At 68.6% G+C, this 14802-nt stretch carries 8 protein-coding genes; 6 read left to right on the plus strand and 2 right to left on the minus strand.

Going from position 1 to position 14802, the window contains the following annotated elements; translation table 11 throughout:
- Positions 1-185: 185 nt before the first annotated feature.
- Positions 186-1406: a serine protease gene (locus AB5J55_RS31385; protein ID WP_369273833.1), complete on the minus strand. Its 1221-nt coding sequence runs from the start codon at positions 1404-1406 to the stop codon at positions 186-188.
- Between the two features lie 354 nt (positions 1407-1760).
- On the opposite strand from AB5J55_RS31385, the gene AB5J55_RS31390 reads away from it, so the two are divergent.
- The 4 genes from AB5J55_RS31390 to AB5J55_RS31405 all read left to right on the plus strand — a co-directional run bounded on the left by AB5J55_RS31390 (position 1761) and on the right by AB5J55_RS31405 (position 9432).
- Positions 1761-3512 carry a diaminobutyrate--2-oxoglutarate transaminase family protein gene (locus tag AB5J55_RS31390; protein ID WP_369273834.1) on the plus strand — a complete coding sequence of 584 codons (1752 nt, stop codon included), beginning with the start codon at positions 1761-1763 and terminating at the stop codon, positions 3510-3512.
- 237 nt (positions 3513-3749) lie between these two features.
- Entirely contained in the window at positions 3750-5978 is a 2229-nt protein-coding gene (locus AB5J55_RS31395) for an IucA/IucC family protein (protein WP_369273835.1), read from the plus strand.
- A 196-nt stretch (positions 5979-6174) separates the two neighbouring features.
- The gene (locus AB5J55_RS31400) at positions 6175-6999 is read left to right on the plus strand and encodes a GNAT family N-acetyltransferase (RefSeq protein ID WP_369273836.1); all 825 of its coding nucleotides are present in this window, start codon (positions 6175-6177) and stop codon (positions 6997-6999) included.
- Between the two features lie 444 nt (positions 7000-7443).
- Positions 7444-9432 carry an ATP-dependent DNA helicase gene (locus AB5J55_RS31405; RefSeq protein ID WP_369273837.1) on the plus strand — a complete coding sequence of 663 codons (1989 nt, stop codon included), beginning with the start codon at positions 7444-7446 and terminating at the stop codon, positions 9430-9432.
- 232 nt (positions 9433-9664) lie between these two features.
- Here the strand turns inward: AB5J55_RS31405 and lexA are convergent, their stop codons facing one another.
- Entirely contained in the window at positions 9665-10444 is a 780-nt protein-coding gene (gene lexA / locus AB5J55_RS31410) for a transcriptional repressor LexA (protein ID WP_328878695.1), read from the minus strand.
- A gap of 563 nt (positions 10445-11007) precedes the next feature.
- Here lexA and nrdR point away from each other — a divergent pair.
- On the plus strand, positions 11008-11577 hold the full coding sequence (gene nrdR / locus AB5J55_RS31415; RefSeq protein WP_369273838.1) for a transcriptional regulator NrdR: 570 nt from the start codon (positions 11008-11010) through the stop codon (positions 11575-11577).
- A gap of 166 nt (positions 11578-11743) precedes the next feature.
- Entirely contained in the window at positions 11744-14638 is a 2895-nt protein-coding gene (locus AB5J55_RS31420; RefSeq protein WP_369273839.1) for a vitamin B12-dependent ribonucleotide reductase, read from the plus strand.
- Positions 14639-14802: the final 164 nt, after the last annotated feature.

The raw sequence follows: 14802 nt of genomic DNA on the forward strand, positions 1-14802 counted from the left end.
GATGCCTGACGTCAGGTGCGGGCTCACGAGGTTCCGTGCACGCTCTCGCGCGGTCCCTCGGACGCGACACCCCACTATGCCCGTGGAGTTGAGGGCGAACGGCGGTGGGGCGGTGAAGGTTTCTTCCCACCGCCCCACCGCCGCCGATGCCTAGGGTGCCGTCACTGCCCGACCTCTGGCCGACGTCACTGACCGGTGAACTTGTCGCTCACCCTGTCGAAGATGCCCTTGGCCTCCTTGCCCAGCCGCGGACCCGCCAGCCAGCCCGAATCCACCGGGCCGATGGAGGTGTTGGACACGAGCGCCGGCTTGCCGTCCGAGCCCGTCGCGACCCAGCCGCCACCGGACGAACCGCCGGTCATGGTGCAGCCGATGCGGTACATCGTCGGGTCAGACGCACGGAGCGACAGCCGGCCCGGCTCGTCCTGGCACTGGTACAGCTTCTCGCCGTCGAACGGCGCAGCGGCCGGATAGCCGGTCGCCTTGATGCTCTCCACCTTGGGGACGGCCGGAGCGTTGAAGTCCACCGGCAGGGCCGAACCGACCGTCTCCTCCAGGGACTTGCCGTTGCTGCCCTCCTCCGGCTTCACATGCAGCACCGCGTAGTCGTACGAGGCACCATCCCCGCCCGTCGCACCGCCCTGCGCGATCCACTGGTCCGAGGTCTGTGCCCAGTCGGCCCACCAGACGCCGAACGGAGCGACCTCCTCCCGCGTTGCGCTCTCGCGCTCCGTGGCCGACATGTCGTCGTTGTTGTACGACGGCACGAACGCGATGTTGCGGTACCAGCCGCCGCTCTTGCCCGCGTGCACGCAGTGGCCGGCCGTCCACACCATGTTGGACTTGCCGGGGTTGGCCGGGTCCTGCACGACCGTCGCCGAGCAGACCATCGTGCCCTCCGGGGAGTCGAAGAACACCTTGCCCGCCTCGGGCGCGTTGGCGTGGTACGCAGGCGGCACGGCCTGAGCGTCCACGGGCTCCGGCGTCGGGTCGGTCACACCCTGGTCACCGGAAAGGTCACTTTCGTCGACGCCCCGGTCCGGGTCCTCGGCGTCCCGCATACGGTCCGGGTCCCACAAGCCCTCGATGATCGGGTTGATGTAGTCCTGGGCCTCGCGGAGCCAGTCGTCCCTGTCCCACTTCTTCCAGGCCCCGTCCTTCCACTTGTCGATGTCGATCCCGTGCTCTTTGAGCTTGTCCTTGATGTCGTCCGGGATCGTGATCTCGCCTTCACCCCCGGCCGCAGCGGACGCGGTGGCCTCGCCGCCCGCCTCGGCGTCGCCCGAGTCGCAGGCCGTGACGGTGAGGGCCAGCGCAGCGGCGAGCGCGACTATGGGAAGCGGGGAGGTTCTGCGGCGCGTGCTCCTCCCTCGGCGAGCGGTGGACGACGGCCGTATCGATCGCATGATCTGACTCCCCCTGGGGTGACGGTACTTGGCGCCGCGGCCGTGAACTTCCGCTGATCATTCGCTGGTCCGGCGTGAGGTCACGGCGCGTTGGGACGGCACCACACACTATGCGCTCGCTGTGGGGGACTTCCGACGGAACGGCAACGGTTCCGTCACGGCAAGGATCTTGAAGCAACCCGTAACCCGGGGAACCGTCCGCGGTTGGTAGCCGTGGGGACCTGCTGTCTGTGTGCGGTCCCCTGTGCCCAGTTCCCCGGAGTTTCGAGTGGACGCTCGCGGGGCTTCGTATGTCGGGTCGGGCGAGGATGCGACAGACCTGCTCGCCCCTGGACAGCGGGAGGACAGGGAGCCATGGCCGTGACCGAATCTGTGCGTGAGGGTGCGTCCGACTCGGCGGGAGCATCCGCCGTGCACGAGGGGATCCTGCGGCGACAGTCGGCGCGCGAGTCGTCGGCGCGCACCTACGCTCGCGCCCTGCCGATCGTGCCGGTGCGGGCGCGTGGGCTGACCATCGAGGGGGCGGACGGCCGCCGATACCTGGACTGCCTCTCCGGCGCCGGGACGCTGGCGCTCGGACACAACCACCCGGTGGTCCTGGAAGCCATCCGCAAAGTCCTGGACTCGGGCGCGCCACTGCACGTCCTCGACCTGGCCACGCCCGTCAAGGACGCCTTCATCACCGAACTGTTCCGAACCCTGCCGCCCGGTCTCGCCGACCACGCGCGCGTGCAGTTCTGTGGACCGGCCGGAACCGACGCGGTGGAAGCCGCGTTCAAGCTCGTCCGGGCCGCGACCGGACGGACCGGGATGCTCGCCTTCAGCGGCGCGTACCACGGGATGACCGCCGGAGCACTCGAAGCATCCGGGGGCGCCTGCGACGTACGGGTCGCGCGCCTGCCGTACCCCCAGGACTACCGCTGCCCCTTCGGTGTCGGCGGCGAACACGGTGCCGAACTTGCCGCCCGCTGGACCGAGTCCGTCCTCGACGACCCGAAGTCGGGCGTGCCACGCCCAGCCGGGATGATCCTCGAACCGGTCCAGGGCGAGGGCGGAGTGATCCCCGCCCCTGACGGGTGGCTGCGGCGCATGAGGCAGATCACCGCCGACCGTTCCATCCCGCTGATCGCCGACGAGGTCCAGACAGGGGTCGGGCGCACTGGTTCCTTCTGGGCCGTGGAGCACAGCGGCGTCACCCCCGACGTCATGGTCCTCTCCAAGGCCATCGGCGGCAGCCTGCCCCTGGCCGTCATCGTCTACCGCGACGAACTCGACGCCTGGCAACCCGGTGCTCACGCAGGCACGTTCCGCGGCAACCAACTCGCCATGGCCGCCGGCACAGCGACACTCGCCTACGTCCGCGAGAACCGCCTCGCCGAGCGCGCGGCCGAACTGGGCTCGCGGATGCTGCAGCAACTGCAGCGACTTGCCGCGGAGTTCGCGTGCATCGGGGATGTGCGGGGGAGGGGGCTCATGATCGGGGTCGAGGTGGTGGAACCACAGGGCGAGTCCCCAATGGACGAGGGGCGGCCGGCGATCCTGGCGGCGATTGAGCGGGTTGGCGTGGCCGGGCGTGAGCGAGGGCCCCGGGCTGCTCTCGAAGGGCACGGGGGTGGCGTCGGCCAGGCTGATTTGAGCGCTTCGGTACAAGCGGGTGCGCGGAATGATCTCGGCTGGACCGGTGGAGGGGCAGGCGGTCTCGCGGGTCTCGGCCCTGCCCGAAGCGCGGGTGGCTCCCCGGAGGGTGTCGCCCTTGGCAGCGCGGGAGCAAGGGCGGCGGTACCCCGGGGCCCGGATCACCATCCGCGTCCCGCCGCCCCCGAACTCGCCGCCGCCATCCAACAGGAGTGCCTGCGCCGTGGCCTGATCGTCGAACTCGGCGGCCGCCACTCCAGCGTCGTCCGGCTCCTTCCGCCCCTGACCATCAGCGACGAGCAGGCGGCCGCTGTGCTGGATCGGTTGGCCGACGCGGTGGAGGCGGTGTCCCGCGGTCGCGCCGGTCGTACCGGCAGCAGTGGTTCCACCGGTCACACCGGCCGTCATCGGACGCATCAGCCGCACTCGGGTCACCGGCAGCACGGTGACCGTGGCGATCGTGCCGGGTAGCGCGGCAGGCGCTGTGCTTACGCCTGCTTCTTCCGTGCCCCGTGCCTTCACCTCGGTAACCCTCGACGGCCCCACTTCCGGGCGACCCGTCACTTCCTGTCGGAACCTCGCCGCCACCTGACACACCCTCTCCAACCGCACCTCTTTGGATACGCCGCCCCTTCCGGGCCACGCCCAACCTCACTGCAATAACACGGCCGTCGCCGCACTGCCGGAACCACTTCAAGAGGACCAGCCTTGACCACCACCCCCGCATCCGACGGCCGCACCGATACCGGCCGGCGAGGCTCCTCCGAACTACCGCTCTCCCAGCAAGTGCCGCCCGCGTCGCACATGGGCGACGCCTGGCAGGAAGGCGGCGCACCGCAGGAACGCGTGCCGGCACAGGGAGTTTGCGGGGGTCGGGTACCGCCGCGTGCGCCGACGCAGGAAGGTGCCGCGGACGCCGATTGGCTGCAGGGCGACGACACCTCTGACCTTCTTGAGCATCCGGACCCATACATCGCGGCCCAGGCCGCCGCCGTGGAGAACCTGCTCCGCTGCTGGGTGCGCGAGACTAATCTCCCGGCACCCGACAGGGGGGTCCTCCGTATCCCTTTGCCTGCCACTGGCACAGCCCTGCTGGTCCCCATCGGCTACTGGTCCCCTGCGGGATGGCACCGCTTCGGCTTCCCGCACCTGGCTGACGCGCCCGCCTCGTACCCACCGATGGATGCGGTCACCCTCGCCGCGCTGCTCGCCAGGGAGACGCTCGGGGGAGGAAGTCCTGCGGCCGTGGCTTCCGGCGCCGGCCTGGCGGTGCCTTTCACCGCGCCCTTGGCCATTGCCGCGCCCTTGGCCTCTGCCCCTGCCCTGACCTCTGCTGCACCTCTGATCTCTGCCGCGCCTTCGACTTCCGCCGTATCCCCGACCTCCTCCGTACCGCCGACCGACCCCGTATCCGGGTCCCCTGCCTCTCCAGCACCCCCAGCTCTGACCGGCCCCGCGATTTCCGCCGCAACCGACCTCGGTGCCCGTGTCGCCGACTCTGTCCGGCGAACCGTCACCTTCATCAGTGAGCGGCATGCAAATCCGGCCGACACCCCCGACCTGTTTCTCGCGGCCGAACAGGCGCTGCTGCTCGGACACCCGCTCCACCCGACGCCCAAGAGCCGCGAGGGTCTCTCCGAGGCTGAAGCGCAGCGGTACTCGCCCGAGTTGTGCGGCTCCTTTCCTTTGCACTGGCTGGCTGTCGCTCCCTCCCTGCTCGCCGCCGACTCGGCCTGGACCGAACGCGGCCGTGTCGTCCCCGCCGACCAGCTCACCTCCCGACTCGCCGGCCCTGAGCTGTCGTTGCCCGACGGCTACGCGGCTCTGCCCGTGCACCCTTGGCAGCTGCGCGAAGTCCGGCACCGCCCCGAAACCGCGGCCCTGCTCGATGCCGGACTGCTGAAGGACCTCGGCGCCCGTGGCGCCCCGTGGCATCCCACCTCCTCCGTACGAACCGTCTACAGGTCCGGTGCACCCGCGATGCTCAAGCTGTCGCTGGGCCTGCGGATCACCAACTCCCGCCGTGAGAACCTCCGCAAGGAACTGCACCGCGGCGTCGAGGTCCACCGCCTCCTGCGCAGTGGCCTCTCCACGCAATGGCGAACCGAGCACCCAGGCTTTGACATCGTTCGCGACCCGGCATGGCTCGCCGTCGACGGACCGGCCGGCGTCCCAGTGGCCGGTCTAGATGTGATGATCCGGCACAACCCGTTCCGGCCTTCCGACGATGTGTCCTGCGTAGCCGGACTCGTCTCACCCCGCCCGTGCGCAGATCCGGGCACCGCCACAGGCCGCCCCTGGTCGGGCGCGGAGCCGCTGCGGTCCCGTTTGGTCGAGCTGGTCACGCGTCTCGCCGCGCGAACAGGCCGCCCTCGTGGGGCCGTTGCCGCCGAGTGGTTCCTGCGCTACCTCGAGCAGGCCATCCGCCCTGTGCTGTGGCTGGACTCGGAGGCCGGAGTCGCCCTGGAAGCACACCAGCAGAACACCCTGCTCGTACTGGACGCTGACGGCTGGCCTTCGGGCGGCCGGTACCGCGACAACCAGGGTTACTACTTCCGTGAGTCCCGGCGTGCGGAACTCGACGCCCGGTTGTCCGGCATCGGTGAGCACAGTGACACCTTCGTCTCGGACGAAGTCACCGACGAGCGCTTCGCGTACTACCTTGCGATCAACAACGTGTTCGGCCTCATCGGAGCGATCGGCTCCCAGCGTCTCGCCGACGAACAACTGCTGCTCGCTGCCTTCCGCCGCTTCCTCCGTGAGGTGGCCTCCGGTCCCAGTCGGCTCCGCACCTCACTACCTGCCCACCTGCTCGACTCACCGGTTCTGCGCTGCAAGGCCAACCTGCTGACCCGGCTGCACGGCCTCGATGAACTCGTCGGCCCGGTCGACACCCAGTCCGTCTACGTCTCCATCGCCAACCCCTTGCATTCCTGACAACTCGCCTCGCCCCTGACCACGCACCTCGCCCCTGGCCTCTCGCCACACCCCACTTCTGAGCCAGGCCTCACCTCCGATCACGGTCGCCCTCCATGGCTCGGTCTTTGTACTCCCGACATCGCCTCCGGCTGTCACCAACACCTTTCATCCCTTAGGAACATGCCCCACACCACCTCCTGAGAGGAGCGTCGCCGTGCCTCCCACCGACGCGAGTGCCGACGCCGGTACTGCCCCCGTCACCGACATCGGTACCGCCATGAGCCTGGGTGCTCGTGATGGCCGTATCGCCGAGGCGGGCTTGGGCGCAGACAGTGAGGACACGCTGGACATGCGCCTGCCCGACGAGATCGTCGCTTTCTTCGCGGAACAGCCCGGTGCCGCGGGGGACCAGAGCTCAGGCGCAGACTCGCGCCTATTCGCCTCGGATTCAGATCTCCCGAACGTCGACGATCTGCTTGACCACGTCGCCGAATACGGGCCGGTCAGCACACCTGCAGGAGTGCTTCACCTTGTCCCTGTGCGGATCGAACGAGATCTTCCGATCATCGACCGGTGGATGAACGACCCCGCCATCGCCGCATTCTGGGGGCTGGCCGGGCCTCGGAACGCGACCGAGGAGCACCTGCGGGCCCATCTCTCCGGTGACGGATGCAGCGTCCCGTGCCTTGGCCTGCTTGACGGCACGCCGATGAGCTATTGGGAGCTCTACCGAGCCGACCTCGACCCGCTCGCCCGGTATTACCCGGCCCGGCCCCACGACACCGGCCTCCATCTCCTGATCGGTGCCGTCGGCGACCGCGGACGGGGACTTGGCGGCACTCTCCTCCGAGCCGTCGCCGACCTGGTCCTCGACAAGCGGCCCGCCTGCGCTCGCATCGTCGCCGAACCCGACATCCGCAACACCCCTTCCGTCGCCGCTTTCCAGAGCGCCGGTTTTCGGTTCTCCGCCGAGATCGAGCTGCCCGCCAAGCGGGCTGCCCTCATGGTGAGAGACCGGAGCCTGCGCCATCTGTTGTGACGCCGTGTTGCAGCGTCATCACAATTGGTACACCGGTCGAGTCGATCTGGTTCCCACTCGTCTTTGGCTCGCGGTCGAACCGTCGGCGCACTCGAAGACTCGGATCAGTTCCACGGAGCGACTGGCCGCGGGATTTTTACGTGCCGAACCTGCTCCCACCCCGGGCGCGGCCGACAGACCCCGCCGTATCCGATCGGCCGGGTCGCCCGGTCGCCATCGAATCGCCCCGGTCGCAAACGAGTCGACCCTGTCGCAACCGAACCACCCTGACCACGACCGAACCGACCACAGCGCCATACGCACAGCACCTGAGCGCAATCGAACCAACCCCACACCCACCCGAACCGATCCGATCTCGATCGAAGTGGCCCGGGCCTTGATCCCGCCCTCCGTCCCCACGGTGATCGCGCGTTTGTCAGTGCCTGGCCGTAGGGTGGTCACGCTATGACGAAGCCCCCACTCCCCGAACTCCTGCACGCTGCCGTCACTGCCGTCGGCGGTACGGAGCGCCCCGGCCAGGTGACCATGGCCGAATCCGTCGCGGAGGCGATCGACGGCGGTTCCCATCTGCTGGTCCAGGCCGGCACCGGCACCGGAAAGTCGCTCGGCTACCTCGTGCCCGCGCTCGCGCAGGGGGAGCGCGTCGTCGTGGCGACGGCCACGCTGGCTCTGCAACGCCAACTTGTGGAGCGGGACCTGCCGCGCACCGTCGACGCACTGCACCCGCTGCTGCGCCGTCGCCCCGAGTTCGCGATGCTCAAGGGCAGGTCGAACTACCTGTGCCTGCACCGGTTGCACGAGGGCGTTCCGCAGGAGGAGGACGAAGGCCTTTTCGACCAGTTCGAGGCGGCCGCGCCGACCAGCAAGTTGGGGCAGGACCTACTGCGGTTGCGCGACTGGTCGGACGAGACGGAGACGGGTGATCGCGACGATCTGACCCCCGGTGTGTCCGACCGGGCCTGGGGCCAGGTGTCGGTCTCGTCGCGGGAGTGCCTGGGTGCTTCGAAGTGCGCTTACGGCGCCGAGTGCTTTGCGGAGATGGCCCGTGAGCGGGCCAAGCTCTCGGAGGTCGTGGTCACCAACCACGCGCTGCTCGCGATCGACGCCATCGAAGGCGCTCCCGTCCTCCCGCAGCACGAGGTCCTGATCGTCGACGAGGCGCACGAGCTGGTCTCCCGGGTCACTGGAGTCGCCACCGGCGAGCTCACGCCCGGCCAGGTCAACCGCGCGGTGCGCCGCGCCGCGAAGCTCGCCAATGAGAAGGCCGCCGACCAGCTCCAGACCGCCGCCGAGGGCTTCGAGCGGCTGATGGAACTGGCCTTGCCGGGCCGCCTCGAGGAGATCCCGGAGGACCTCGCCTACGCCCTCATGGCGTTGCGGGACGCCTGCCGTACCGTCATCTCCGCGATCGGCTCGACCCGCGACAAATCCGTGCAGGACGAGGACGCGGTCCGCAAGCAGGCGCTGGCCTCGGTCGAGTCCGTGCACGACGTCGCGGAGCGGATCACGAACGGCTCCGAGTGGGACGTCGTCTGGTACGAGCGTCACGACCGTTTCGGCGCGTCCCTGCGTGTGGCCCCGATGTCCGTGTCGGGCCTGCTGCGGGAGAAGCTCTTCGCGGACCGTTCCGTCGTCCTGACCTCCGCGACCCTGAAGCTGGGCGGCGACTTCAACGGCGTCGGTGCCTCCCTGGGCCTCGCTCCCGAGGGCACGGAGGGCGATGACCTCCCGCAGTGGAAGGGAGTGGATGTCGGCTCGCCCTTCGAGTACCGCAAGCAGGGCATTCTGTATGTCGCCAAGCACCTGTCGCGCCCCGCGCGGGACGGCGACCGCCTGGACATGCTCGACGAGCTGACCGAACTGATCCAGGCGGCCGGCGGTCGCACGCTGGGCCTGTTCTCCTCGATGCGGGCCGCCCAGCTGGCCGCCGAGGAGCTTCGCTCCCGCATCCCCGAGTTCCCGATCCTCCTGCAGGGCGAGGAGACGCTCGGCGAGCTGATCAAGAACTTCGCGGCCGACCCGCAGACCTGCCTCTTCGGCACGCTGTCCCTCTGGCAGGGCGTCGATGTCCCTGGCCCCAGCTGTCAGCTGGTCGTCATGGACAAGATCCCGTTCCCGCGCCCGGACGACCCGCTGATGAGCGCGCGCCAGAAGGCTGTGGAGGACGCCGGCGGCAACGGCTTCATGGCGGTCGCCGCCACTCACGCAGCGCTGCTGATGGCCCAGGGCGCCGGCCGCCTCGTACGGGCATCGGGGGACCGCGGCGTGGTCGCCGTACTCGACCAGCGGCTGGCCACGGCCCGGTACGGGAGCTACCTGAAGGCATCACTGCCCGACTTCTGGTACACGACGGACCGTAATCAGGTTCGAAAGTCGCTGGCTGCGATCGATGCGGTGGCAAAGAAGGCAGAGGCAGAAAAGCAGCCGCAGTGATGGCGGAACAGCCAAGGGAGGATCGGGGGGTTAGCCTGTCGCGCGCCGCGACAGGCTAACCCCCCGATCCAGAGGCCGCTGACGGCGGGGTTCCCACAGCGCACGGTGTGAAGCAGCGGCCCAGGCTCTGATGCGGTGTGCAGGGCCGCCCGGACAGCACAGGGCCCCGGAACCGGCGCAGGGGTCCCGGGGCCCGGTCAGAGGGCGTCGCCGTCGGCTTCGCCCGCAGCCGTCACACGCGCCGCAGCACTGCCACCACCTTGCCCAGGATGGTCGCGTCGTCGCCGGGAATCGGCTCGTACGCGGCGTTGTGCGGGAGGAGCCAGACGTGGCCGTCCTCGCGCTTGAAGCGCTTGACGGTGGCCTCGCCGTCGAGCATGGCGGCGACGATGTCGCCGTTCTCCGCGACCGGCTGGCGCCGTACCGTGACCCAGTCGCCGTCGCAGATGGCCGCCTCGATCATCGAGTCACCGACGACCTTCAGGACGAAGAGCTCGCCGTCGCCGACCAGCTGCCGGGGGAGGGGGAAGACGTCCTCGACCGACTCCTCCGCCAGGATCGGACCACCGGCGGCGATGCGGCCGACCAGCGGGACGTACGACGCGGCGGGCTTGCCGGTGGTGTCCGTGGGCTGCACGGAGGCGGCCTGGTCGGAGCCACGCACCTCGTACGCGCGCGGGCGGTGCGGGTCGCGGCGCAGGAATCCCTTGCGCTCCAGTGCCATCAGCTGGTGGGCGACCGAGGACGTGCTGGACAGGCCGACCGCCTGGCCGATCTCCCGCATCGACGGCGGGTAGCCACGCCGCTGCACGGAATCCCTGATGACTTCGATCACGCGGCGCTGCCGGTCGGTAAGTCCTGAACTGTCCGCCCGGATGCCGGGAGGTCGGCCCGGCAGGGAGCGCTTGTGTCCCTCGGGACTCATGGCTTCGTTCATCGCATGCACCGGCTCGAGTCGGCCCTGGGAGCGGTCCTGGGCAGTGATGGTGGCGCTGTCTGCGGTGGTGGTCACGTCGGCCCCTCTCGATGGTCTCCCTGCTGCACAACGGTAGTTGCTTTCGAAAGGTTGCGCCAAACACACGTTCGAGTGAAAAATCGCGAATCACCTGACGTGATCGTGTGTCTGGGTGTATGGCTGACGTGCTGCCCGACGGGCAAAAGGGGCCATTGTTGTACCCTTCACCGCCGGGGTGGCGACCTCGTGGGTTGTTGCCCCAGTCTGCCATCCGGGATCGGATCAACCTGGAACCGACCCTCATCTGTGCGGGAGTCCCACGTCCCCTCCGTGTGGCCCTCACGGTATCTCCGTATGTGCCGTGGGGATACGGCCGTGCATCAAGTGCGCGGCGCGCCGGTCCGGCCCTACGCCACCTGGCGATGTCCGAGCGACACGCGCGTATGGCGTCGATGTATGAGCCAATCCCCACATCTAGTGGTTGGATTGCAGCAGCAGCCCAGAAGTTGTGGTCCCCCCGGTCTTCGACCGCTCGGAGATCGCCTATGCTTGGGGCTGCTTCGCGGGGCCCATGAGGTCCAGCGAGGCTATTGAGTCTGCTGTGAGGAGGGTTGGGAGTTATGCACTGCCCCTTCTGCAGGCACCCCGACAGTCGCGTCGTCGACAGCCGTACGACTGACGACGGCACGTCGATCCGCAGGCGCCGCCAGTGTCCTGACTGCTCCCGTCGTTTCACGACAGTGGAGACGTGCTCGCTGATGGTGATCAAGCGGTCCGGAGTCACCGAGCCATTCAGTCGTATCAAGGTCATCAACGGCGTGCGCAAGGCATGCCAGGGACGGCCTGTCACCGAGGACGCGCTCGCCCAGCTCGGCCAACGGGTCGAGGAGGCGGTGCGGGCCACCGGAAGCGCCGAGCTGACCACCCACGACGTAGGGCTGGCCATACTCGGCCCGTTGCAGGAGCTCGACCTCGTCGCCTATCTGCGATTCGCCTCCGTATACCGGGCGTTCGACTCGCTCGAGGACTTCGAGGCCGCGATCACGGAACTCAGGCTGGGGACGGGACGCACCGCCGCGGACGACGACGACCGCGAGGACGACGCACGCGCAGTCACGGGGGGCCAGGAGGACGACCGCGGGTCCGGAGGGACTGCACAGGTCCCCGTGCCCGCCAACGCCGCCGACTGAGGGCGAGCCGGACGCGGTCCTCGGACCTCCTGATCCGGCCGCGAGGCGGCGACAGAAGACCTGCTGCGGGTGGCAATCCGACGGTGCCCGCAGCACCAGACAGAACACCGTGCCACGGGGAACATCGGGGCACTTCAGGGCGTTTTAGCCCGTACAGGGAGGCGGCATGACAGAGACGGCGAGCGGTCCGGCACGGAGTTCCCGCGCCAAGGGCACCAAGGCGACCAAGGGACTGCGTATCGAGCGCATCCACACCACCCCCGGCGTGCACCCGTACGACGAGGTGGCCTGGGAGCGCCGTGACGTCGTCATGACCAACTGGCGCGACGGCTCGGTCAACTTCGAGCAGCGCGGCGTGGAGTTCCCCGACTTCTGGTCGGTGAACGCGGTCAACATCGTCACCAGCAAGTACTTCCGCGGTGCCGTCGGCACCCCGCAGCGCGAGGTCAGCCTCAAGCAGCTGATCGACCGCATTGTGAAGACGTATCGGAAGGCCGGCGAGGACTACAAGTACTTCGCCTCGCCCGCCGACGCCGAGATCTTCGAGCACGAGCTGGCGTACGCCCTCCTGCACCAGATCTTCAGCTTCAACAGCCCCGTCTGGTTCAATGTGGGCACCCCGCAGCCCCAGCAGGTCTCCGCCTGCTTCATCCTGGCCGTCGATGACTCCATGGAGTCGATCCTCGACTGGTACAAGGAAGAGGGCATGATCTTCAAGGGCGGCTCCGGCGCCGGCCTGAACCTCTCCCGCATCCGCTCCTCCAAGGAGCTGCTGTCCTCCGGCGGCAACGCCTCCGGCCCGGTCTCCTTCATGCGCGGCGCCGACGCCTCCGCAGGAACGATCAAGTCGGGCGGCGCCACCCGGCGCGCCGCCAAGATGGTCATCCTCGACGTCGACCACCCCGACATCGAGGACTTCATCCAGACCAAGGTCAAGGAAGAAGAGAAGATCCGCGCACTGCGTGACGCGGGCTTCGACATGGACCTGGGCGGCGATGACATCACGTCCGTCCAGTACCAGAACGCCAACAACTCGGTCCGTGTGAACGACACGTTCATGAAGGCCGTTGAGGCGGGCGGCAAGTTCGGCCTCACCTCCCGTATGACCGGCGAGGTCATCGAAGAGGTCGACGCCAAGGCCCTGTTCCGCAAGATGGCCGAGGCCGCCTGGGCCTGCGCCGACCCCGGCATCCAGTACGACGACACCATCAACCACTGGCACACGTGCCCGGAGTCCGGCCGTATCAACGGCTCGAACCCCTGCAGCGAGTACATGCACCTGGACAACACGTCCTGCAACCTCGCCTCGCTGAACCTGATGAAGTTCCTGAAGGACGACGGCAAGGGCAACCAGTCCTTCGAGGTCGAGCGCTTCGCGAAGGTCGTCGAGCTGGTCATCACCGCGATGGACATCTCCATCTGCTTCGCGGACTTCCCGACGCAGAAGATCGGTGAGAACACACGCGCGTTCCGCCAGCTCGGCATCGGCTACGCCAACCTCGGCGCCCTGCTGATGGCGACCGGTCACGCGTACGACTCGGACGGCGGCCGCGCTCTCGCCGGTGCCATCACCTCGCTGATGACCGGCACCTCGTACAAGCGCTCCGCCGAACTCGCCGCGGTCGTCGGCCCGTACGACGGCTACGCCCGCAACGCGCAGCCGCACCTGCGCGTCATGAAGCAGCACGCCGACGCCAACTCCGCGGCCGTCCGCATGGACGACCTGGACACGCCGGTCTGGGCCGCGGCCACGGAGGCCTGGCAGGACGTGCAGCGCCTTGGTGAGAAGAACGGTTTCCGTAACTCCCAGGCGTCCGTCATCGCCCCGACCGGCACCATCGGTCTGGCGATGTCCTGCGACACCACCGGTCTTGAGCCGGACCTCGCCCTGGTCAAGTTCAAGAAGCTGGTCGGCGGCGGCTCGATGCAGATCGTCAACGGCACCGTCCCGCAGGCCCTGCGCCGCCTGGGCTACCAGGAGGAGCAGATCGAGGCGATCGTCGCCCACATCGCCGACCACGGCAATGTCGTCGACGCCCCGGGCCTGAAGCACGAGCACTACGAGGTGTTCGACTGCGCCATGGGCGAGCGCTCCATCTCCGCGATGGGCCACGTCCGCATGATGGCCGCGATCCAGCCGTGGATCTCCGGCGCGCTCTCCAAGACGGTCAACATGCCGGAATCGGCGACCGTCGAGGAGGTCGAGGAGATCTACTTCGAGGCCTGGAAGATGGGCGTCAAGGCGCTCGCCATCTACCGGGACAACTGCAAGGTCGGCCAGCCCCTCTCCGCGAAGACCAAGGAGAAGGAGAAGGCCGAGATCACGGAGAAGGCCGAGGCCACCATCCGTGAGACGGTCGAGAAGGTCGTCGAGTACCGCCCGGTCCGCAAGCGTCTGCCGAAGGGGCGTCCCGGTATCACGACGTCCTTCACCGTCGGTGGCGCCGAGGGTTACATGACCGCCAACTCGTACCCGGACGACGGTCTCGGCGAGGTCTTCCTGAAGATGTCCAAGCAGGGCTCGACGCTCGCGGGCATGATGGACGCCTTCTCGATCGCCGTCTCGGTGGGTCTGCAGTACGGCGTGCCGCTGGAGACGTACGTCTCGAAGTTCACGAACATGCGCTTCGAGCCGGCCGGCATGACGGACGACCCGGACGTGCGGATGGCGCAGTCGATCGTCGACTACATCTTCCGCCGCCTGGCGCTCGACTTCCTGCCCTTCGAGACGCGCTCCGCGCTCGGCATCCACTCCGCCGAGGAGCGTCAGCGTCACCTGGAGACCGGTTCGTACGAGGCCGGCGATGACGAGGTGGACGTCGAGGGGCTGGCCCAGTCGGCGCCGCGCGCACAGGAGCTGAAGGCCGTCGCCACGCCGAAGGCCGAGGTCGAGGCAGCCAAGCCCGCTCCGCAGCAGGCGCACACCAGCGCCGAGTTGGTGGAGATGCAGCTGGGAATCCAGGCCGACGCCCCGCTGTGCTTCTCCTGCGGTACGAAGATGCAGCGGGCCGGCTCCTGCTACATCTGCGAGGGCTGCGGCTCGACCAGCGGCTGCAGCTGAAACTGGGCGGAATTGCATCGAGTGCAACACTCGGCAAACGCTCACCTGACAAGTAATCCCTGATGAGAGGGGCGTCAGCCTCGCGCTGACGCCCCTCCCGCGTAGCGGCTGGCCTGGGGATACACCCGCCGCTCTAGCGCCCGCAACAATGTTGCATCCAGCGC

The organism is Streptomyces sp. R11, assembly GCF_041051905.1.
Lineage (GTDB): Bacteria > Actinomycetota > Actinomycetes > Streptomycetales > Streptomycetaceae > Streptomyces.

Coding starts and splice junctions, on each gene's coding strand:
- nrdR (WP_369273838.1), top strand. CDS start 11,008: ATGCACTGCCCCTTCTGCAGGCACCCCGACAGTCGCGTCGTCGACAGC.
- AB5J55_RS31405 (WP_369273837.1), top strand. CDS start 7,444: ATGACGAAGCCCCCACTCCCCGAACTCCTGCACGCTGCCGTCACTGCC.
- AB5J55_RS31390 (WP_369273834.1), top strand. CDS start 1,761: ATGGCCGTGACCGAATCTGTGCGTGAGGGTGCGTCCGACTCGGCGGGA.
- AB5J55_RS31385 (WP_369273833.1), bottom strand. CDS start 1,406: ATGCGATCGATACGGCCGTCGTCCACCGCTCGCCGAGGGAGGAGCACG.
- AB5J55_RS31420 (WP_369273839.1), top strand. CDS start 11,744: ATGACAGAGACGGCGAGCGGTCCGGCACGGAGTTCCCGCGCCAAGGGC.